Origin of the sequence: Streptomyces nitrosporeus, from assembly GCF_008704555.1 — a bacterium.
Lineage (GTDB): Bacteria > Actinomycetota > Actinomycetes > Streptomycetales > Streptomycetaceae > Streptomyces > Streptomyces nitrosporeus.
The window spans coordinates 2,808,853-2,829,879 of sequence record NZ_CP023702.1; the positions used below are offsets into that span (position 1 = coordinate 2,808,853).

At 72.9% G+C, this 21,027-nt stretch carries 20 protein-coding genes; 14 read left to right on the plus strand and 6 right to left on the minus strand.

The annotated features are described in order from the left end of the window. The first annotated feature begins 82 nt into the window (after positions 1-82). The 3 genes from deoC to CP967_RS12205 are packed head-to-tail and all read left to right on the plus strand — an operon-like array spanning position 83 to position 3,377. Entirely contained in the window at positions 83-1,027 is a 945-nt protein-coding gene (gene deoC, locus CP967_RS12195; RefSeq protein WP_150488014.1) for a deoxyribose-phosphate aldolase, read from the plus strand. 6 nt (positions 1,028-1,033) lie between these two features. Continuing rightward, positions 1,034-2,470 (plus strand): aldehyde dehydrogenase family protein, encoded by a 1,437-nt coding sequence (locus CP967_RS12200; RefSeq protein WP_150488015.1) that lies wholly within the window; start codon positions 1,034-1,036, stop codon positions 2,468-2,470. Further along, complete coding sequence (locus tag CP967_RS12205) at positions 2,463-3,377, plus strand: aldehyde dehydrogenase family protein (RefSeq protein ID WP_150488016.1); 915 nt, start codon at positions 2,463-2,465, stop codon at positions 3,375-3,377. The genes CP967_RS12200 and CP967_RS12205 overlap by 8 nt, the downstream gene beginning before the upstream one ends. Before the next feature lie 66 nt (positions 3,378-3,443). Here the strand turns inward: CP967_RS12205 and CP967_RS12210 are convergent, their stop codons facing one another. Further along, a complete protein-coding gene (locus CP967_RS12210; RefSeq protein WP_150488017.1) occupies positions 3,444-3,866 on the minus strand; it encodes a hypothetical protein in 423 nt (140 codons plus the stop codon). Positions 3,867-3,993: 127 nt separating this feature from the next. Here CP967_RS12210 and CP967_RS12215 point away from each other — a divergent pair, with 127 nt between their 5' ends. Continuing rightward, positions 3,994-4,656: a uridine kinase gene (locus CP967_RS12215; protein ID WP_150488018.1), complete on the plus strand. Its 663-nt coding sequence runs from the start codon at positions 3,994-3,996 to the stop codon at positions 4,654-4,656. 150 nt (positions 4,657-4,806) lie between these two features. Here CP967_RS12215 and CP967_RS12220 read toward each other — a convergent pair whose 3' ends face one another. Further along, entirely contained in the window at positions 4,807-5,583 is a 777-nt protein-coding gene (locus CP967_RS12220; RefSeq protein WP_150488019.1) for a SigE family RNA polymerase sigma factor, read from the minus strand. Positions 5,584-5,786: 203 nt separating this feature from the next. On the opposite strand from CP967_RS12220, the gene afsQ1 reads away from it, so the two are divergent. From afsQ1 to CP967_RS12245, 5 genes are all read left to right on the plus strand, one after another. Then, positions 5,787-6,464, plus strand: a complete 678-nt coding sequence (gene afsQ1 / locus CP967_RS12225; protein WP_015578482.1) for a two-component system response regulator AfsQ1 — start codon at positions 5,787-5,789, stop codon at positions 6,462-6,464. Further along, entirely contained in the window at positions 6,461-8,023 is a 1,563-nt protein-coding gene (locus CP967_RS12230) for a sensor histidine kinase (protein ID WP_150488021.1), read from the plus strand. Before afsQ1 ends, CP967_RS12230 begins: the two co-directional genes overlap by 4 nt. Beyond that, the gene (locus CP967_RS12235; RefSeq protein ID WP_229888168.1) at positions 8,020-8,640 is read left to right on the plus strand and encodes a hypothetical protein; all 621 of its coding nucleotides are present in this window, start codon (positions 8,020-8,022) and stop codon (positions 8,638-8,640) included. Before CP967_RS12230 ends, CP967_RS12235 begins: the two co-directional genes overlap by 4 nt. A 205-nt stretch (positions 8,641-8,845) precedes the next feature. Beyond that, on the plus strand, positions 8,846-9,439 hold the full coding sequence (locus CP967_RS12240; RefSeq protein ID WP_150488022.1) for a VanZ family protein: 594 nt from the start codon (positions 8,846-8,848) through the stop codon (positions 9,437-9,439). 92 nt (positions 9,440-9,531) lie between these two features. Next, positions 9,532-9,735, plus strand: a complete 204-nt coding sequence (locus CP967_RS12245; RefSeq protein ID WP_150488023.1) for a PspC domain-containing protein — start codon at positions 9,532-9,534, stop codon at positions 9,733-9,735. A 127-nt stretch (positions 9,736-9,862) separates the two neighbouring features. Here CP967_RS12245 and CP967_RS12250 read toward each other — a convergent pair whose 3' ends face one another. Beyond that, positions 9,863-10,156: a hypothetical protein gene (locus tag CP967_RS12250; RefSeq protein ID WP_150488024.1), complete on the minus strand. Its 294-nt coding sequence runs from the start codon at positions 10,154-10,156 to the stop codon at positions 9,863-9,865. A 134-nt stretch (positions 10,157-10,290) separates the two neighbouring features. Beyond that, on the minus strand, positions 10,291-11,445 hold the full coding sequence (locus CP967_RS12255; RefSeq protein ID WP_150488025.1) for an adenosine deaminase: 1,155 nt from the start codon (positions 11,443-11,445) through the stop codon (positions 10,291-10,293). Positions 11,446-11,547: 102 nt separating this feature from the next. On the opposite strand from CP967_RS12255, the gene CP967_RS12260 reads away from it, so the two are divergent. Then, complete coding sequence (locus CP967_RS12260) at positions 11,548-12,306, plus strand: alpha/beta hydrolase (RefSeq protein ID WP_150488026.1); 759 nt, start codon at positions 11,548-11,550, stop codon at positions 12,304-12,306. Positions 12,307-12,328: 22 nt separating this feature from the next. Here the strand turns inward: CP967_RS12260 and CP967_RS12265 are convergent, their stop codons facing one another. Further along, positions 12,329-13,282 (minus strand): LysR family transcriptional regulator, encoded by a 954-nt coding sequence (locus CP967_RS12265; protein ID WP_150488027.1) that lies wholly within the window; start codon positions 13,280-13,282, stop codon positions 12,329-12,331. 62 nt (positions 13,283-13,344) lie between these two features. Between CP967_RS12265 and CP967_RS12270 the strand changes: the two genes are divergently transcribed. The 3 genes from CP967_RS12270 to CP967_RS12280 all read left to right on the plus strand — a co-directional run bounded on the left by CP967_RS12270 (position 13,345) and on the right by CP967_RS12280 (position 16,565). After that, entirely contained in the window at positions 13,345-14,673 is a 1,329-nt protein-coding gene (locus CP967_RS12270; RefSeq protein WP_150488028.1) for an MFS transporter, read from the plus strand. A gap of 86 nt (positions 14,674-14,759) precedes the next feature. Continuing rightward, on the plus strand, positions 14,760-15,476 hold the full coding sequence (locus CP967_RS12275) for a L,D-transpeptidase family protein (protein WP_150488029.1): 717 nt from the start codon (positions 14,760-14,762) through the stop codon (positions 15,474-15,476). A 96-nt stretch (positions 15,477-15,572) separates the two neighbouring features. Next, on the plus strand, positions 15,573-16,565 hold the full coding sequence (locus tag CP967_RS12280; protein ID WP_150488030.1) for a sigma-70 family RNA polymerase sigma factor: 993 nt from the start codon (positions 15,573-15,575) through the stop codon (positions 16,563-16,565). A 291-nt stretch (positions 16,566-16,856) separates the two neighbouring features. On the opposite strand, the gene CP967_RS12285 is transcribed toward CP967_RS12280, so the two are convergent. Beyond that, complete coding sequence (locus CP967_RS12285) at positions 16,857-17,273, minus strand: STAS domain-containing protein (protein WP_150491813.1); 417 nt, start codon at positions 17,271-17,273, stop codon at positions 16,857-16,859. Between the two features lie 208 nt (positions 17,274-17,481). On the opposite strand from CP967_RS12285, the gene CP967_RS12290 reads away from it, so the two are divergent. Continuing rightward, positions 17,482-20,835 carry a S8 family peptidase gene (locus CP967_RS12290; RefSeq protein WP_425281754.1) on the plus strand — a complete coding sequence of 1,118 codons (3,354 nt, stop codon included), beginning with the start codon at positions 17,482-17,484 and terminating at the stop codon, positions 20,833-20,835. Positions 20,836-21,027 lie beyond the last annotated feature (192 nt).

A 21,027-nucleotide genomic window follows, 5' to 3' on the forward strand; every position in this document is an offset into this window, starting at 1 on the left:
GGACCCCGCCTTCGCGGGGATCGTCGGAGGGGAGGGGCCCTGTACAGGTTGCTACGCGCGTAGATATGCTCCTCTGGTGACCATGCCCACCATTGCACCCTTCGCCGACGTGACGGCGTCCGACCGTGCGCTGCGCCGCTTCCTGCACGGGCTGCCCGGCGTCGACGCCGTCGGCCTCGAAGCGCGCGCCGCGTCGCTCGGTACCCGTTCGATCAAGACGACCGCCAAGGCGTACGCCATCGATCTCGCCGTCTCGATGATCGACCTGACGACGCTGGAAGGCGCGGACACCCCGGGCAAGGTCCGGGCACTGGCCGCCAAGGCCGTCAACCCCGACCCCCTCGACCGCACGACGCCGCGCCCCGCCGCGGTGTGCGTCTATCCCGACATGGCGGCCACGGCCGCGGCCGCGCTGGCCGGTTCCGGGGTGAAGGTGGCGTCGGTGGCGACGGCCTTCCCGGCGGGACGCGCGGCGCTCGGCGTGAAGCTCGCCGACGTACGCGACGCGGTGGCCGCCGGCGCCGACGAGATCGACATGGTGATCGACCGCGGCGCCTTCCTCTCCGGCCGCTACCTCCAGGTGTACGAGGAGATCCTCGCGGTGAAGGCCGAGTGCGGCGACGCCCGGCTGAAGGTGATCTTCGAGACCGGCGAGCTGTCCACGTACGACAACATCCGGCGGGCGTCCTGGCTGGGGATGCTGGCGGGCGCGGACTTCATCAAGACCTCGACGGGCAAGGTCGCGGTGAACGCCACTCCGGCGAACACCCTGCTGATGCTCCAGGCCGTACGCGACTTCCGGGAGCAGACCGGGGTCCAGGTCGGCGTGAAGCCGGCCGGCGGCATCCGCACGACCAAGGACGCGGTCAAGTTCCTGGTGCTGGTCAACGAGACGGCCGGCGAGGACTGGCTGGACAGCCACTGGTTCCGCTTCGGCGCCTCCAGCCTGCTGAACGACCTGCTGATGCAGCGCCAGAAGCTCAGCTCCGGCCGCTACTCCGGCCCCGACTACGTGACGGTGGACTGATACTCCATGGCTTTTGCATTCGACTACGCACCGGCTCCGGAGTCCCGCTCCGTCGTCGACATCGCCCCCTCCTACGGGCTGTTCATCGACGGCGAGTTCACCGAGGCCGCCGACGGCAAGGTCTTCAAGACGCTCAGCCCGTCCACCGAGGAGGTGCTCTCCGAGGTCGCGCAGGCCGGCGCCGAGGACGTGGACCGCGCCGTGAGGGCGGCCCGCAAGGCGTTCGGGAAGTGGTCGGCGCTGCCCGGCACGGAGCGCGCCAAGTACCTCTTCCGGATCGCCCGGATCATCCAGGAGCGCTCCCGCGAACTGGCCGTCCTGGAGACCCTCGACAACGGCAAGCCGATCCGGGAGACCCGTGACGCGGACCTCCCGCTGGTCGCCGCGCACTTCTTCTACTACGCGGGCTGGGCCGACAAGCTGGGCCACGCCGGATACGGACCGGACCCGCGCCCCCTCGGTGTGGCCGGCCAGATCATCCCCTGGAACTTCCCGCTGCTGATGCTCGCGTGGAAGATCGCCCCGGCGCTCGCCACCGGCAACACGGTGGTGCTCAAGCCCGCCGAGACGACCCCGCTCTCCGCCCTGTTCTTCGCGGACATCTGCCGCCAGGCGGGCCTGCCCAAGGGCGTCGTCAACATCCTCACCGGCTACGGCGACGCGGGCTCCGCGCTCGTCGCGCACCCGGACGTGAACAAGGTCGCCTTCACCGGGTCGACCGCCGTGGGCAAGGACATCGCCCGCAGGATCGCGGGCACGGACAAGCGGGCCACCCTCGAACTGGGCGGCAAGGGCGCCAACATCGTCTTCGACGACGCGCCGGTCGACCAGGCCGTCGAGGGCATCGTCACCGGCATCTTCTTCAACCAGGGCCAGGTCTGCTGCGCCGGCTCGCGCCTCCTCGTCCAGGAGTCCGTGCACGACGAGGTGCTGGACGCCCTGAAGCGCCGGCTGACCACGCTGCGCCTCGGCGACCCGCTGGACAAGAACACCGACATCGGCGCGATCAACTCCGCCCAGCAGCTCGCCCGGATCACCGCGCTCGCCGAGACCGGCGAGGCGGAGGGCGCGGAACGCTGGACGGCGCCCTGCGAACTCCCCTCCTCGGGCTACTGGTTCGCCCCGACCCTGTTCACCGGGGTCAGCCAGGCGCACACGATCGCCCGGGACGAGATCTTCGGCCCGGTGCTGTCGGTGCTGACCTTCCGTACGCCGGACGAGGCCGTCGCCAAGGCCAACAACAGCCAGTACGGCCTGTCGGCGGGCATCTGGACCGAGAAGGGCTCCCGCATCCTCGCGGTGGCGGGCAAGCTGCGCGCCGGTGTGGTGTGGGCCAACACGTTCAACAAGTTCGACCCGACCTCGCCGTTCGGCGGTTACAAGGAGTCGGGCCACGGCCGCGAGGGCGGCCGCCACGGTCTGGAGGCCTACCTCGATGTCTGACAGCCGACTGACCGTCTTCAAGACCTACAAGCTGTACGTCGGGGGCAAGTTCCCCCGCTCCGAGAGCGGCCGGGTGTACAAGGTGTCGGATCCCGAGGGCAAGTGGCTGGCCAACGTCCCGCAGTCCTCCCGCAAGGACGCCCGGGACGCCGTCGTGGCGGCCCGGAAGGCCTTCGGCGGGTGGTCGGGCGCGACCGCGTACAACCGGGGCCAGATCCTCTACCGCGTGGCGGAGATGCTGGAGGGCCGCCGGGAGCAGTTCGCCCGGGAGGTCGCGGACGCCGAGGGGCTGGCGGAGTCCGAGGCGGAAGCCGTGGTGGACGCGGCGGTCGACCGCTGGGTCTGGTACGCGGGCTGGACCGACAAGATCGGCCAGGTCGTGGGCGGGGCGAACCCGGTCGCGGGCCCGTTCTTCAACCTCTCCACCCCCGAACCCACCGGTGTGGTCGCGGTGCTGGCCCCGCAGGAGTCCTCCCTGCTGGGCCTGGTGTCGGTGATCGCCCCGGTGATCGCCACCGGCAACACGGCGGTCGTCGTCGCCTCGGCCGCCCGGCCGCTGCCCGCGCTCTCGCTGGGTGAGGTGCTGGCCACCTCGGACCTGCCGGGCGGCGTGGTCAACATCCTCTCCGGGCGCACGGCGGAGCTGGCCGCCCCGCTCGCCTCCCACCAGGACGTCAACGCCATCGACCTCACGGGGGCGGCGGGTGACGCCGCGTCCGCGAAGGAGCTGGAAGCCGCCGCGGCGGACAACCTGAAGCGCGTCCGGCGCCCCCGGCCCGCGAACGGGGGCGGCGACGGCGAGGACTGGACGGCCGACCCCGGTACGCACCGGCTGACGGCCTTCCTGGAGACCAAGACGGTCTGGCACCCGACGGGCGCGCTGGGCGCCGCCGGGTCCTCGTACTGACGAAGCCGCCGGGCCGCCGCCCCCGCCGGACGGGGGACGGCGGCCCGGGGGTCCGCGGCCGGGCGGTCAGCCGGTGACCAGGTCGGCGGCCTGTCCCACCAGGGGCAGGTCACCGAGCGCCGCACCGCTGGTCAGCGGGTCGGTGACCAGCGCGGTGGTGACCGGCTTGAAGTCGGCGACCTGGGCGCCCACCGCGTTGTCCAGCGGGTCCACCCCGGTCCCGGCGAGCGGGTCGAGCTGGAGGTCGGTGACGGGCGCGACGGCGCCCGCCAGTCCGTACCCCAGGGCGCTGGTCACCGCGGGAGCGGCGGCGTCACCGACCGCCGAGAGGGTGCTGTCGGCGGTGTCCGAGCCGGTGGCCGGGACAGCGGGCAGCGACGCCGCCTGGGCCGCGCCTCCCGCACCGAGCGCCGCGCCCAGGGCGGTGAGGGTCAGGCCGGCGCGGAGCAGACCGCGACGCCGGGGCTTGGACAGTGCATGACGTGCCATGGTTTCCCACCTGATCGTGCTGGTCGTGTAATCGTCCGTGCGCGCAGAGTAGTTGACGTGTGACGCTGGATACCAACAGCACCTCCGGGGGATCCCCTGCGCGGGTCATGCCTCACACTGCTGTTCTGTGAGTTCCCAACCGATCCCCACTCGCGTCGTCCTGCTCACCGGCCCCTCCGGCTCGGGCAAGTCGTCCCTCGCGGCCCGCACCGGGCTCCCGGTGCTGCGTCTGGACGACTTCTACAAGGAGGGCAACGATCCGACCCTCCCGCAGGTCACCGGCAGCACCGACATCGACTGGGACTCGGTACGGTCCTGGGACGCGGACGCCGCCGTCGCGGCGATCTCCGAACTGTGCCGGAGCGGCCGCACGGACGTCCCGCTCTACGACATCGCGACGAGCTCCCGCACCGGCCACGAGATCCTCGACATCGAGCGCACCCCGCTGTTCGTGGCCGAGGGCATCTTCGCGGCGGACATCGTGGCCCGCTGCCAGCGGCTCGGCCTGCTCGCGGACGCCCTGTGCCTGCGCGGCCGCCCCTCGACGACCTTCCGCCGCCGGCTGCTGCGCGACCTGCGCGAGGGCCGCAAGTCGATACCCTTCCTGCTCCGCCGCGGCTGGCGCCTGATGCGCGCCGAACGCCGCATCGTGGCCCGCCAGACGGCCCTGGGGGCCCACCCCTGCGGCAAGGAGGAGGCCCTGGGCCGGCTCGCCGCCGCGGCGGCGGGCCGCTGCCGCCGGGCGCCGGTGGAAGCGCCCGCCCCGGAGTGGAGCGGCCACGCGCCGTGAGCGGCCGCCCGGCCCCGGTCCCCGGAACGGCGAACGGGGCCCGACGAGACCCCCCGGCCCGTCCGGCCCCGCTGCGCTCTCCCCCGTGCCGCCGCCTCCCCCGAAGCGGCGGCCCGTTCCTCCCCCGTGTCCCCGTTCCCCCGTACGCCTTCAGGCCACCAGCTCGCCGAAGGACTCCTCCTGGTCACGGCCGAAGCTGAGGACCTCGTCCTCACGCAGCCGGCGGAGCGACCGCCAGATGCTGGACTTCACCGTGCCCACACTGATGCCGAGGATGGACGCGATCTCCGGGTCCGTGCGGCCCTCGTAGTAGCGCAGGACCAGCATGGTGCGCTGGGGTTCGGGCAGCCGGGCGAGCGCCTGCCAGAGGACCGCCCGCAGTTCCGTGCCGCGCATCGCGTCCGTGTCGCCCACCGTCTCCGGGAGCTCCTCGGTCGGGTACTCGTTGAGCTTGCGCCTGCGCCAGGCGCTGATGTGCAGGTTCGTCATGGTGCGGCGGAGGTATCCGCCGACCGCCGCCTTGTCCGTGATCCTGTCCCATGCCCGGTACGTCGAGAAGAGGGCGCTCTGCAGCAGGTCCTCGGCCTCGAACCGGTCACCGGTCAGGTGGTAGGCGGTCGCGTACAGGGAGGCGCGGCGCTCCTGGACGTACGCCGTGAACGCCTCTTCGGCGTCCTCGGCGCGCGCCAGGGGCCTCCGCTCCCCCGAGCCCTCCCCGCACGCGTTTCCCCCGTGGGCCGCGCTTCCGGCGCGGCCCCCGTTCCCCCCCGTGGACACGTCGACCATCGTCAGGTGCGACGCGTGCTGGCGCCCGGTGCCGCGGAAGCACCCCCGCCCTCCCTGGGCACCGGACTTCTCCTGGCTCCGGCCGGCGTCGTGGAGGCGCGTGGCAACCGCGCTCGAGGTGGTGCCGTGCAGTGCGTTCATCCCGCGCCCCCCATCGGTGGAGTCCGTCGTCCGTGCTGTGACCACCAGCTTGCCGAGGCGATTTCATGGCCCTGTCCTCCGACTGTCACAGGCCTGTCACAGGGCACTTCGGGCTCACGCGCGGCCGGCCGCGGCTCCCGGGGAACGGCCGATGTGGGGAGCACTGTCGAACTGTGGCACCCCCATGGGCCAGAATGGCCTGCGTGCCTTTCCTGTTGCTGATCGAGGACGACGACGCCATCCGCACGGCCCTCGAACTCTCGCTGTCACGCCAGGGCCACCGTGTGGCCACCGCGGCGACGGGAGAGGACGGCCTGGAGCTGCTCCGGGAGCAGCGGCCCGACCTGGTCGTGCTGGACGTGATGCTGCCCGGGATCGACGGCTTCGAGGTCTGCCGCCGCATCCGGCGCACCGACCAGCTGCCGATCATCCTGCTGACCGCGCGCAGTGACGACATCGACGTGGTGGTGGGGCTGGAGTCCGGCGCCGACGACTACGTGGTGAAGCCCGTGCAGGGCCGGGTGCTGGACGCCCGTATCCGGGCGGTGCTGCGCCGCGGTGAGCGTGAGTCCACCGATTCGGCGACCTTCGGCAGTGTGGTCATCGACCGTTCGGCGATGACCGTCACGAAGAACGGCGAGGACCTCCAGCTCACGCCGACGGAGCTGCGCCTCCTGCTCGAACTGAGCCGCAGGCCCGGCCAGGCGCTGTCCCGGCAGCAGTTGCTGCGGCTGGTGTGGGAGCACGACTACCTGGGCGACTCCCGGCTGGTGGACGCCTGCGTCCAGCGGCTGCGGGCGAAGGTGGAGGACGTGCCGTCCTCGCCGACGCTGATCCGTACCGTGCGCGGTGTGGGTTACCGGCTGGACTCGCCTCAGTGAGCGGTCCGGACGGTCCCGCGAGGCGTTCGGTACTCGCGGGTCTCCGCTGGACGAGCCTGCGGGTCCGTGTGCTGATCGTGTTCGCCCTGGTGGCCCTGGTGGCCGCGGTGTCCGCGTCGGGCATCGCCTACTGGCTCAACCGTGAGGCCGTGCTGACCCGCACGCAGGACGCGGCGCTCGGTGACTTCCGCCGCCAGATGCAGAACGGGGCGGCCTCCCTCCCGATGGAGCCGACGGGCCCCGAACTGCGGTCCGCCGCGGAGCGGATGGCGGACAGCAGTCCCGGTTACCACGTGCTGCTGACCGGCACCCATGACGGCAAGCCGGTCGTCGCCTCGTCCGACCTGGACGCGTTCACCAAGCTGGACGTGCCCGAGTCGCTGCAGAAGCAGGTGAACAAGAAGCAGCCGCTGAAGAACGGCAACTCCCACGAGTACCACCTGTTCTGGCAGCGTACGACCATCCGCGGCACGCCCTACCTGGTGGCCGGCACGAAGATCATCGGTGGGGGCCCGGCCGGGTACATGCTGAAGTCCCTCGACCAGGAGCGTGAGGACCTGAACTCGCTGGCCTGGTCCCTCGGGGTCGCGACGGCGCTCGCCCTGATCGGTTCGGCACTGCTCGCGCAGGGCGCCGCGACGACCGTGCTGCGGCCGGTCCAGCGGCTGGGCGACGCCGCCCGGAAGCTGGGCGAGGGCAAGCTGGACACCCGTCTCGTGGTCTCCGGGACCGACGAACTGGCCGATCTCTCCCGTACGTTCAACAGGGCGGCCGGATCGCTGGAGAAGCAGGTCGCGGACATGAGTGCCCGTGAGGAGTCCAGCCGCCGGTTCGTCGCCGACATGTCGCACGAGCTGCGCACCCCGCTGACGGCGATCACCGCGGTCGCGGAGGTGCTGGAGGACGAGGCGGACAACCTGGACCCGATGATCGCCCCGGCCGTGCATCTGGTGGTCAGCGAGACCCGGCGGCTGAACGACCTGGTCGAGAACCTCATGGAGGTCACCCGTTTCGACGCGGGTACGGCCCGGCTGGTCCTGGACACGGTGGACGTCGCGGACCAGGTGACCGCCTGTATCGACGCCCGCGCCTGGCTGGACGCGGTCGATCTGGACGCCGAGCGCGGTCTGATGGCCCGGCTCGATCCGCGCCGGCTGGACGTCATCCTGGCCAACCTGATCGGCAACGCGCTCAAGCACGGCGGCTCGCCGGTCCGGGTGGCCGTGCGGGCCGACGAGGACGAGCTGACCATCGAGGTGCGCGACCACGGACCGGGCATCCCCGAAGAGGTCCTGCCGCACGTCTTCGACCGCTTCTACAAGGCGAGTGCCTCCCGGCCGCGCTCCGAGGGCAGCGGACTGGGCCTGTCCATCGCGGTGGAGAACGCCCACATCCACGGGGGTGACATCACGGCGCACAACTCGCCGGACGGCAGGGGCGCGGTGTTCGTCCTGCGGCTGCCGCGGGACGCGGAGCGGCTCGCCGGGGGCGCGGAGCGGGCGGGCGGGGAGCAGGCGGGCGGGGACCGCGGGGCGCACGGGAAGGACGGCGCGAAGTGATACGCGGCGAGCGTCCGTACGGCGGGCGCGGCGGCCGGGCCGCCGCCGTACTGGCCGCGGTGGCGGCCACGGCGGCGCTGGCCGCCGGGTGCGGGATCCGCAGTACCACCGTGCCGGTCGACGCGGGTCCCGCGCCGTCCCGGGTGCCGTGCCGGACCACGGACGCGGATGCCCCGGCCGACGCCGGCACCCCGACGGTGCGTATCTATCTGGTGTGCGCGTCGCAGCTGGTGACCGTGGACCGTGCGGTGGAGGCCGGCGAACCGGGGACCGGCCGGGTCGATGTGGCGCGGTCGCTCCTGACCCAGCTGCAGCAGTCGCCGTCCGCCGACGAGCGGCACGCGGGCCTCGCCACCCTCGTACCGGCGGGGCTGCGGGTCGGTGAGGCCCGCTCGGGCGACCCGCGGCGCAGCCTGCGCCTGAGCGAGCAGCCGGAGGACCTGTCGGCCGAGGCGCTGGCCCAGCTGGTGTGCACCTACGCGGAGAGCGAGGCGGTGGGGTCGGGGCACTCGGTGCTGCTCGGCGGCCCCGGTGACTACGCCCCGCGCGACTACCTGTGCACGTCGGCGACGAAGCGGCGGCCGACGGAGGTGCCCACCCTGCGGGCCACGCCGTGACGTCCCTCCCTCTCCGGGGTGCGGGAGAGGACGCGGCCCCGGGGCCGTGCCGTGTGCGTGCCCCTGTACCGCCGGGCGGGACCGCGCCGTAGTCTTGCCCCCCGTGCCCCCTGCGATCCCGCCGTCCCGGCCCCGTGCCGGTCGTCACAGCCCCGTCGGCCGACGGTGCGGAACCGATCCTGCCGGTCGCGGCGTCTTCGTTCGCGTGCGTCACTGTTCGGACGGCAGGGCCGTCATCCACTTCCGCGCGGCGGGGGTCGTCCTCCTTCTCGCGCATCTGCTGCTCGTCGGCTGGCTGACGCTGCGCCCGCTGGACGTGCCCTGGGTGACGGCCGCGAACCTGCGGCCCTTCGACGGCATCAGAGCGGACCTGGCACTCGGCCCGGGGGAGGCGGTGCGCCGGATCGGGGAGGGGCTCGTGCTGCTGGCGCCGCTGGGCGTACTGCTGCCGATGGCCGGCGGCCGGGTGCTGGTCTCGCCGTGGGCGTCGCTGGCGCGCACGGTCGCGGCCGGGGCACTGCTGTCGTCCGCCATCGAGCTGGGGCAGACCGGGGTGCCGGGGCAGGTCGTCGACGTCGACTCGATCCTGCTGAACACGGCGGGGGTGGCGCTCGCCCATCTGCTGGTCGTCCCGGTGTCACGGGCGCGGCTGCGCCGTGCGAACCGGGCGGGGGCCGGTGATCCGGCCCGGCTCACCGGCGAGTCGCGGGCGGTGCGGAGCGAAGCCCCCCATGAGGCGCCCGGTGAGGTCTCTCAGGGGAAGACCCCGACGATTTCCAGGGTCGGTATCGCCCCGTAGAGCGATGGTTTGCCCCGCTTGGTGAGAGCACCATGGACGTATCGGGAGCACGACGGAGCTGCTCCCCGCAACGGTTCGCGAAGGAGCCCGCCATGGCCGCACTTGCCCGCCCCCGCGACGGACGCATGATCGGTGGAGTGTGCGCGGCGCTGGCCCAGCGCTTCGGCACCTCCGCCACGACGATGCGCGTGATCTTCCTGGCCTCGTGCCTGCTGCCCGGTCCGCAGTTCCTGCTCTACCTGGCGCTGTGGCTGCTGCTGCCGTCCGAGAAGCACTCCTCCGCGACGGCCTGGTGACGGCGGGACCCACGGGGAGCACCGGGGGGAACGGCGAAGGGCGCGCACCCTGACCAGGTGCGCGCCCTTCGGTGTGCGGAGCCGCGCGGTACGCGGGTCCCCGCACACGGGTCCGGTGCGAGCGGCCTCAGCGGCCGATCGGCAGGGCGCCGGTGACGCCGCCGGCGGGGAGGCCCCCCAGCAGGTTGCTGCCGGCCGCCTTGACCGCGCTGCCCCCCTGCTTCTGGTCGAGGAGGCCGCCGACGGCCTTCTGCGCGGCCGGTACCGCGTCGGTCACGGAGTCGAGCGCGACGTTCGCGGGCAGCGCGCCGGCCGCCGAGTCGAGCGGGAGGCCCACGGCGGAGGCGGAACCCGCGCCGGCGGCCGCGAAAGCGGCGCCGAGGGCGGCGGCACCGAGAACCCGGGCAGCTGACTTGTTCATATGACATTCATCCTTACGGAAGGGGATGTGAGCGGCTTCGCAACGTAGCCAGCCGCGCACCTCCCCCGCAAACATCCCCGGATCCGGAAAACGGCCGGAATTCCGCCGCACCGGCCGCCCCCCTCCCTTTCGGATCAGCCGGACGACGCCGAAGAACCACTGGTCACAGCGGTCTGCCGGAAGAGCCACTCCGACTTAAGTTCCGCGTACCCGGGCTTCACCACGTCGTTGATCATCGCCAGACGTTCATCGAAAGGAATGAACGCCGATTTCATCGCATTGACGGTGAACCACTGCATGTCATCGAGCGTGTATCCGAAAGTGTCGACCAGTCGCTCGAATTCCCTGCTCATGCTCGTACCGCTCATCAGCCGGTTGTCGGTGTTGACCGTGACGCGGAAATGCAGCTTGCGCAGCAGTCCGATGGGGTGTTCGGCGTACGAGGCGGCGGCACCGGTCTGGAGGTTGGAGGTCGGGCACATCTCCAGCGGGACGCGCTTGTCCCGTACGTAGGAGGCGAGCCGGCCGAGCGTCACTCCGCCGTCGTCGGTGGTGGTGATGTCGTCGATGATGCGGACGCCGTGGCCGAGCCGGTCGGCGCCGCACCACTGGAGGGCCTGCCAGATGGACGGCAGCCCGAACGCCTCGCCCGCGTGGATGGTGAAGTGGTTGTTCTCGCGCTTGAGGTACTCGAAGGCGTCGAGGTGGCGGGTGGGAGGGTAGCCCGCCTCGGCGCCCGCGATGTCGAAGCCGACGACGCCCCGGTCGCGGTAGCGGTTGGCGAGTTCGGCGATCTCCAGGGCGCGGGCCGCGTGGCGCATCGCGGTGAGCAGGGCGCCGACCCGGATCCGGTGGCCCGCCTCGCGGGCGCGCCGCTCACCCTCGCGGAAACCGTCGTTGACCGCCTCGACCACCTCTTCGAGGGTCAGTCCGGCGGTGAGGTGCTGCTCGGGGGCGTACCGCACCTCGGCGTAGACGACACCGTCCTCCGCCAGGTCCTCGGCGCACTCGGCGGCGACCCGGAACAGCGCGTCACGGCTCTGCATGACGGCGCAGGTGTGGGCGAACGTCTCCAGATAGCGCTCCAGCGAACCCGAGTCGGCCGCCTCGCGGAACCACCGGCCGAGCCTGTCGGCCTCCGTCTCGGGCAGGCCCTCGTACCCCTGGGCCGCCGCGAGTTCGACCACGGTGCCGGGGCGCAGGCCCCCGTCGAGGTGGTCGTGGAGGAGCACCTTGGGCGCGCGGCGGATCTGGTCGGGACCGGGAACGTTGCGGTTCTGGCTCGTCATCCGCCAACTCTAGCGCCTACGCGCGTAGATCGCTCCTCCCGATACGTAACAGTGACCGCGATGACGGATGGAATACACCTGCCCTTCTGAGACTGTTCTGCCATGGCACAGCGCGCACTTCCCCAGTCCGTCGCGAGGCTGGGACGGGCCGTCCGCACGGCCGGGGCACCTGTCGAGGTCAGCGGCGTCGTCCTGCTGCTCCCGGACGGCGAAACGGATTCACGGCGCCGTCCCTCCCCCCTGTCGTACGCCGCCCAGCTGCCGCTGGCCCGGATGCTGGCCCGGGCCGGCTGCGGGGAGGGGCTCGCGGTGCACGTGGTGCGCTACCGCAGCCGCGGCTGGAACCCCGGCGCGGATCCGGTGGCCGACGCCCGGTGGGCCGCCGACGAGGTCCAGCGGAGGTACGGCGACATCCCGGTCTGCCTGGTGGGGCACGGGATGGGGGGGCGGGCGGCCCTGCGGGCGGGCGGGCACGCGGCGGTCACCTCCGTGCTGGCGATGGCCCCCTGGCTGCCGGAGGCGGCCGGCCCGGAGCCCGAGCCGGTCAAGCACCTGGCGGGACGGCGGGTACTGATCGTGCACGGCACGAACGACGCCCGGACGAACCCGGAGCTGTCCTACCGGCTGGCCGAGCGGGCCAAGAAGAACAACCGCGACACCTGCCGCTTCGAGGTCCACTCGGACGGCCAGGCCCTGCGCCAGCACCGTGCCGAAGTCGTGGCGCTCGCGGCGGACTTCGTCCGCGGCTCGCTCTTCGCCGGGTCGTACGCACGGCCGGTCGAGGACGCCTTCGCGGCGCCGCCGCCGCTGGGGCTGCGGATGCCGCTGGCCGCGGGCTTCGGACGCTCGCTGCGGTACTGACGCGCGCCGGTGCGGTGGCCGCTCAGTCCGGGAGCAGGTTCCCCCGGCGGGACAGCAGGAAGCGCTTGAAGGCGGCGACCGGCGGGGTGTCGGGGTGCCCGTCCAGCCAGGCGAGACCGATCTCGCGGACGGCGCGCGGTGCCGTGACCGCCAGCTCGACCACGCCCGGCCGCGCCACCGCGGGCGGCGGCAGCAGCGCCACGCCGAGCCCCGCGGCGACCAGACCGCGCAGGGTCTCGGCCTCCTCCCCCTCGAACGCGACGCGCGGGGCGAACCCGGCCTCCGCGCAGAGGTCGTCGGTGATCCGGCGCAGGCCGTAGCCGGGTTCCAGGGTGACGAAGGTCTCGTCGGCGGCCTCCGCGAGGCGGACCCGCCGCCGACGGGCCAGCCGGTGGTCCTCGGGCACCACCAGACGCAGCCGCTGTTCGTCGAGCCGGCGGGCGACGAGGCCGGGGGCGTCCGGCACGGGCGAGGTGAGGCAGAGGTCGAGGCCGCCGGCCCGCAGGCGCTCCAGCATCGCCTCGCCGTAGTTCTGGACGAGCTGGAAGCGGACCCGGGGGTGGTCGGCCCGGAAGGCCCGGATCAGGGCGGGCACCGTCTCGGAGCCCATGGTGTGCAGGAAGCCGAAGGCGACCTTGCCGGTGGCGGCGTCGGCGTCGGCGCGCACCGCGTCGGCGGCCTTCTCCACCTCGGCCAGCGCGCGTTCGGCCGAGCCGAGGAAGGTACGGCCGGCGGGGGTGAGCTGGACGGTGCGGCCCCGGCGGGCGAACAGGGCGACACCCAGGTCCTGTTCGAGCCTGACCATGGCCCGGGAGAGCGTCGACTGGGGGACGCCGAGCTCGTGCGCGGCCCGGGTGACGTGTTCGTGCCGGGCCACCGCCTCGAAGTACACGAGGCGGGGCGCGAGTACGGCCCGGATGTCGTCTTCGTAACTGCTCGGTGACAGCCGGGCCTGTGAGCTGGGTTGATGCACCATGGGAACGATTATGGCGGCTTCATGCATTGGACGCATGAAACGGGGCGTCCTAGGTTCTCCGTATGCCTCCTGCCAGTACCGGGGCGCCCACCGTCACGCTGGGCGCCGCCGCTCCGTCATCCGTCCCCGCCTCCGAGAGCGCCCCCGCCGTCGCGGGCCCCGCCGTCCCCGGCCGTCTGGAGCCGGGACGTCCCGGTTACCGCCGGATGAGCTTCTCGCTCTTCGCCGCCGGGGTCGCGACCTTCGCCCTCCTCTACTCCACCCAGGCCCTGCTGCCCGCCGTGTCCGCCTCCTTCGGCGCCACGGCCGGGCAGGCGAGCTGGACGGTCTCCGCGGCGACCGGCGCGCTGGCCCTGTGCGTGCTGCCGCTGAGCGCGCTCTCCGAGCGCTTCGGGCGGCGCCGGATGATGACCGCGTCCCTGGCGGTGGCGGTGCTGGTCGGGCTGCTCGTGCCGTTCGCCCCGTCGCTGGGCTGGCTGATCGCGCTGCGCGCCGTCCAGGGCGCGGCCCTGGCCGGGCTGCCGGCCTCGGCGATGGCCTATCTGGCTGAGGAGGTGCGGCCCAGGGCGCTGGTGGCCGCGATCGGCCTGTTCGTGGCGGGCAACAGCATCGGCGGTATGAGCGGACGTATCCTCACCGGCTGGATCGCCCAGCTGTGGGGCTGGCGTGCGGCACTCGGCGCGGTCGGCCTGCTGGCCGCCGGCTGCGCGGTCGTCTTCCACTTCATGATCCCCAGGGCCCGGCACTTCACGCCCGGCTCGCTCGACCCCAGGGCTCTGGCGAAGACCGTCACCACGCATCTGTCCGACCCGCTGCTGCTGCGGCTGTACGCGATCGGCGCCCTGTTCATGACGGTGTTCGGCGCGGTCTACACCGTGATCGGCTACCGGCTGGCCGAGGAGCCGTTCAGCCTGCCGCAGGGCGTCGTCGGCTCGGTCTTCCTGGTCTACCTGGTCGGCACGCTCTCCTCCGCCGCGGCGGGGCGCCTGGTCGGCCGGCTGGGCCGCCGGGGCGCGCTCTACCTGGCGGTCTCCACGACGGCCGCCGGCCTGCTGCTCTCACTGGCCGACCGGCTGGCCGCCGTCCTGCTGGGCCTGGTGCTGATCACGGCGGGCTTCTTCGCCGGGCACGCCGTCGCCTCGTCCTCGGTGAGCCGGACGGCGACGACCGGCCGCGCCCAGGCGTCGGCGCTCTACCAGTCCGCGTACTACCTGGGCTCCAGCGCGGGCGGCACCCTGGGCGCCGTCGCCTTCCACAGCGGGGGCTGGACGGGCACGGTGGCGCTGGGCCTGTTCGCGGTCCTCGGTGTCGTGACCGTCACCCTGTACGGAAGCCGGGCCGCCCGCGCCGAACGCCTGCGGGCGCCGGACCCGGAGCCGGTGCGCAACTGAGACCTCCGGCACACAACCGCCGCTCCCCCTCACGCGTCGGACAGTGCGGAGTCACTCCGCATCGAGCGTGAAGGGGAGCTGGGCGTATGCGCATCTGGGGGAAGACACGCGGTGTACGGGTCCGGCGCGGTACCGCGCTGTCCGTCGCCGGTCTGCTGGCCGCTCCGGCCCTGGTCCTGGGCACGGGCACGGCCGCGCAGGCGGCGTCCTGCACGGCGGCGAAGGGCCCGTACCAGAAGCAGGTGGAGAAGTACCTGAAGCGGCCCGTGGACGGCAGGCAGTCCACGGCGGACTGCAAGGCGATCAAGGCGTTCCAGAAGACCAGGGGCATCACCCCGGCCGCCGGGTACGCGGGGCCGGTCACCTGGAACACCATGAAGACGATCACCGCCCAGAAGGCCGGCAAGAAGAACCCGAACAAGGCGAAGAAGTGCCCCACGAACAAGGGGCGCATCGCCTGCGTGGACCTGACCCGGCAGCTGAGCTGGATCCAGGACGGCAAGAAGCTGAAGTTCGGCCCGGTGCCGGTCCGGACGGGCCGCGACGGCGCCGAGACCAGGACCGGCGCGAAGAAGATCTACTGGCGCAACATCGACCACTGGTCGACGCTGTACGACGTCCCCATGCCGTACGCCCAGTTCTTCGACGGCGGCCAGGCCTTCCACTCGGTCACCAAGTCGATGTACAACAACCCCGGTTCGGCCGGTTGCGTCAACATGCGGCCCGCGGACGCGAAGGCGTACTGGAAGCTGCTGAAGAACGGTGACGACGTCTACGTCTACGGGCGCAAGCTGGGCACCTGAGCGGCGGTTTCCGCACTTCCCGCCCCTGTTGTCAGTGGCCTGGGGTAGCTTCCCGAGTGCTGGGTGAGCGGTGTCACGGCGCAACAGGGGTGAGCGATGGGTGATCTGACGGCGACGACGTCCGATATCGACAGCCGTCTGGAGGAACACCGGGTCGAGCTGACCGGTTACTGCTACCGGATGCTCGGCTCGGCCTTCGAGGCGGAGGACGCGGTCCAGGACACGCTGGTGCGTGCCTGGCGCAACTTCGACAAGTTCGAGGGGCGTTCCTCGCTGCGCTCCTGGCTCTACCGCATCGCGACCAACGTCTGCCTGGACATGCTCAAGGCGGGGAACAAGCGGGCCAGACCGGTGGACCTCACGGGTCCGACCCCGCTGGCCCGGGCGGCGCTCAACCCGCTGCCGGAGAACACCTGGCTGGAGCCCATGCCGGACGGACGCGTCCTCCCCTCGGCCGCCGACCCGGCGGAGGCCGCGGTCGCCCGCGAGTCGGTGCGCCTGGCGTTCGTCGCCGCCCTGCAGCATCTGCCGCCGAAGCAGCGCGCGGTGCTGATCCTGCGTGAGGTCCTCGCCTGGAAGGCCGCCGAGGTCGCCGAGCTGCTCGACACCTCGGTCGCCTCGGTGAACAGCGCGCTGCAGCGGGCCAGGGCGACCCTGGCCGACGCGGACGGCCCGGTCCCGGACGCGGCGAACCCGCTGGACGAGGAGCAGCGCAAACTGCTGGACCGCTATGTCGCCGCGTTCGAGGGGTACGACATGGCGGCGCTGACGGCTCTGCTGCACGAGGACGCCGTGATGACCATGCCGCCGTTCGACCTCTGGCTGCGGGGGCACGACGACATCACGGGCTTCATGCTCAGCATCGGCGCGGGCTGCGCGGGCTCCCGGCTGGTGGCGACCGAGGCCAACGGCTCCCCGGCGTTCGCGCACTACAAGCCGGACCCGGACGGTCCGGGCTTCGTGCCGTGGGCGGTGCAGATCATCGATGTCTCCGGGGGTTCGATCACCGGTCTGCACTGCTTCCTGGACACTCCGCGCTGGTTCCCGCTGTTCGGGCTCCCGGACCGCCTGGACGCGGACGGGGCGTGAGGGCCGCCGGCCGTCGCGGGGCGCGCGGCGGGCCGGCAGCGGCACGGGGGCCGTACCGGCGGTGGGCGGCCGGAGGCCGACCGGTGGCCGGGCGAGCCCGCCGCGGCCGGCCACCGGTCGGCCCCTGCCGAGGCCCGGAGACGGAGCCGGACCACCGGTGGGACGAGGTCTGCGACGGCCCCCGCCGTCCCCGCCGCCCCTGCCGTCTCCGCCGGTGATGGCCGAGGGCTCCGCCGGGGCGGTGGGCGGGGGCGTGGACGGGGCGCACCTGGTCTCCGTGGTCCGCGCGCTCTACGGACCATCGGACTGAGGGCGGTGGCGGGCCGTCCCCCGGAGGAGGCCCGGCGGCCCGGCCCCCTCCACGCCGGCGACGTCCGCCCGTCCCGCGCCGGCGCTGTCCGCCCGATCCACGCCGATGACGCCGGTCAGCCCCACCAGACCGAGCAGAGCGTGTACGCCGGGTGGCACCCGGCGCAGCCTGAGTTCGGCGCCGCCCGCCCGCCGTACGACGAGCGCCAGCCGGGCCAGCGCCTCGACGAGGGCGAGGTCGGCGTGGGTCACCCCGCCGACGTCGCAGTCCACGACCGTCACGGGGGCGCCTTCGCCCCTGTCCCCGCGCAGGGCGAGCCGGGTCTCCAGCCGGTCGCAGAGCCGCGGCACATCGGCCCGGGTGACGCGGCCGGTGAGGGCCAGGGCCCAGGGGTTCATGTCGTCCACACCGGCAGAGACCGCGCGGGCGGCCGGAACTCATCGGTCCCACCGGCGGCGTTCCCGCCCCGGGCGTCGGTTTCCCGTCAAGTCCCTTTTTCCGGGGTCCGGTTGTCAACCCGGCCGCCCCGGATCCGCTCTCCCTCGGTGAACCCTGGGCACTTCTGTCACCCGGTGCCCGGGACCGACCGATTCTCCAGGGGGAGAGTTGCGCAGACATGTGAAGAGCGCGTACGCGCCCGTGGTCGCCGTGGCGGCCGCCGTGGCGCTCGCGGCGGGGATGACCACCCCGGCCGCGGCACGGACGGACCGGACACCGCCCTCCGGCACACAGGGCTCCGAGCCCGTGGTCCAGCACCACATCACGCTGATCACCGGTGACCGGGTCGCGGTGGACGCCGAGGGCCGGGCGGTCGGCTTCGAGCCCGCCGAGGGCCGTGAGGCGATACCCGTGCAGCGGCAGACGCATGGCGGGCACACCTATGTCGTGCCGGCCGACGCGCGGCGGATGGTCGCGGACGGGACGCTGGACCGGCGGCTGTTCGACGTGACGGAGCTGAGCCGCCCCGAGTACCGCGGGGACCGGGAGCGGGAGCTGCGGCTGATCGTCCGGTACAAGGGCGCGGCGGCCGCCGACGCGAAGGCAGGGGTCAGGGACGCGGGCGGCACCGAGGTGGGCCGGACGCTGAGGTCCCTGGGCGCCGAGTCGCTGACGACTCCGGAGCATGACGCCCAGGACATCTGGCGGGCGCTCACCGCCGCCTCCGGTACGCACGCGCAGCGCACCACGGCGGCGGGCGTGGACCGTGTCTGGCTGGACGGGGTCCGCCGGGCGAGCCTGGACCGGAGCGTGGGGCAGATAGGCGCCCCGAAGGCCTGGGACGCGGGCTGGACCGGCAAGGACGTCACCATCGCCGTGCTGGACACGGGTGTGGACGCCACCCACCCCGATCTGAAGGGGCAGGTCGTCGCGGAGCGGAACTTCTCCGCCGCGGCGGACGCCGTGGACCGCTACGGCCACGGCACCCATGTGGCGTCGATCGCCGCCGGTACCGGCGCGAAGTCGGGCGGGAAGTTCAAGGGGGTGGCCCCCGACGCGTCCCTGCTCAACGGCAAGGTGCTGGACGACGACGGTTACGGCGACGACTCCGGCATCCTGGCCGGGATGGAGTGGGCGGTCGCGCAGGGCGCCGACATCGTCAACCTGAGTCTGGGCGGCGCTGACACCCCCGGGACCGACCCGCTGGAGGCGGCGGTCGACAAGCTCTCCGCCGAGAAGGGCGTGCTCTTCGCGATCGCCGCGGGCAACGAGGGCTCGGGCCCGGGTACGGTCTCCTCCCCCGGCAGCGCCGACGCGGCGCTGACGGTGGGCGCGGTCGACGACCAGGACGCGCTGGCGGACTTCTCCAGCCGCGGCCCGCGGATCGACGACGGGGCGGTCAAGCCCGATGTGACGGCGCCGGGCGTGGACATCACGGCCGCCGCGGCGCCCGGTTCGGTCATCGACGAGGAGGTCGGCCAGGACCCGGACGGCTACCTGACCATCTCGGGTACCTCGATGGCGACCCCGCATGTCGCGGGCGCCGCGGCCCTGCTCAAGCAGCAGCACCCGCAGTGGACGTACGCCGAGCTGAAGGGGGCGCTCACCGCGTCCACCGTGCCCGGTGCGTACAGCGCGTTCGAGCAGGGTTCGGGCCGGATCGCGGTGGACCGGGCGCTCGTCCAGACCGTCGTGGCGGAGCCGGTGTCGGTGAGCTTCGAGAGGCAGGAGTGGCCGCACACCGACGACACCCCGGTCACCCGGCAGGTGACGTACCGCAACCTGGGCGACCAGGACGTCACCCTGTCGCTGGCGGCGTCGGGCACCGGTCCGGACGGCGAGCCCGTTCCGGCCGGTTTCCTCACGCTCGGGGCCCCGGAGGTGACCGTGCCGGCCGGCGGGCGGGCCTCGGTGGCGCTGACCGCCGACACCCGGCTCGGCACGGCGGACGGCACGTACTCCGGCCATGTGGTGGCGACCGGTGGCGGACAGACGGTCCGCACCGCCGTCGGCATCGAGCGCGAGGTGGAGTCGTACGACCTGACCCTCACCTTCACCGGCCGTGACGGCGGGCCCGTGGACGGGTCGGCCCAGCTGATCGGCACCTCCGCCGCGACGGAGGGGGTGTGGAAGTCGCTGTGGAGCGAGAACGGCAAGGCCACCGTGCGGGTCCCGGCCGGTTCCTACGCGCTCGACACCAGCGTGGACACCGACCCCCGGGACCCCTCGGCCCCCGTCGACTGGATGGCCGCACCGGATCTGGAGGTGACGAAGGACCTCCAGGTGTCCCTCGACACCCGCACGACGAAGCAGACCCGCATCAGTGTCCCCGTCGCCGAGGCGCAGGTGCGGATGGCCTCCGCCGACGTCCTCGTGGAGAAGGAGGGGAACTCCTTCGGCTTCGGCTGGTGGCTGGACTCCTTCGACCAGCTGCGGACCGCCCATGTGGGGCCCGCGGTCACGGACGGTTCGCTCCACCAGTTCTGGACGGGCAACTGGAGCAAGGGCGCGGCCACCGAGTACGACGTGGTGCTCGGCGGCCCGGTGACGAAGCTGGCCAGGGGCTACACCCGTGCCCTGAAAGCCGGTCAGTTCTCCGTGGTGAAGGCCGGGATGGGCGCTTCGGGGAAGGGGAAGGCCGGCGAGCTCCTGGTCTGGGGCACCGTTCCGGGCATGCAAGGGGGCACCGCCACGTCGGTCCCGCAGCCGCTCCCCGGTACCCGCACGCTGTACCTCGCCGACGTGGACGACGCCGTCTACTCGTTCGACTTCGCCCAGCTGGGCGGCTTCGACGAGGAGGGCTGGCCGCTGTACGAGGCCCAGTACAGCCTCGGTGAGCCCCGGGCCTACCAGGCGGGCAAGACCTACCGCAGGACCGTCAACACCCCTGTGTTCGGGCCGCTCCTGGGCGACGGCTTCGGTCTCTACCGGGACGAGGAGGGCATCAGCGGCCGTCTGCCGATGGCGGCGGACGGCGCGGGCAACCCCGGCGGTTCCCTGTACCCCTCCGCGACGACCGTGCTCTACCGCAACGGCAAGGAGATCGGGCGGAACAACGACCCGCTGACCGGTGAGGCCGAGCCGTTCGCGGTACCGGCCGGCTCCGCCGCCTACCGGCTGACGTCCTCGGTACGGCGTTCCCCCTCGCTCGCCGCGGGCTCCAGCCGTATCGACGCCGAGTGGACCTTCCGCTCCGCGAAGCCGTTCTCCCCGGTGCTCCTGCCCGCCTCGATGGTGCGCTTCACGCCCGAGGTCGCCCTGGACGGCACGGTGCCGGCCGGGAAGAAGGCGACGGTGCCGGTGAAGATCCAGGGCCCCGCCGCCGGGAAGAAGTCCACGGCGCTCACGGTGTACGTGAGCGGGGACTCCGGCAAGCACTGGAAGAAGGTGCCGGTGAAGTCGGGCGGCATCTCCGTCACGAACCCGGCGAAGGGCAAGTCCCTGTCCTTCAGGGCCGTCCTGAAGGACAGGCGGGGCAACGGTCTGAAGCTGACCGTCTTCGACGCCTACCGGGGGAAGTGACCTCCACGCGCAGGTGAGCGGCCTGCCCGGACGGGACCGTCCGGGCAGGCCGCTCGTCCGTTCCCGTGCGGGCGGACCTCGGAAACGGCCGTCCTGCCCCGGTCCTGGCCGCGGCCCGGCGGGGAGCTGCAGGCGGGTGCGCTCATGGCGGTCCCCTCCGGCCGGTGCGTCACCGGGTCCGGCATGCCGGAC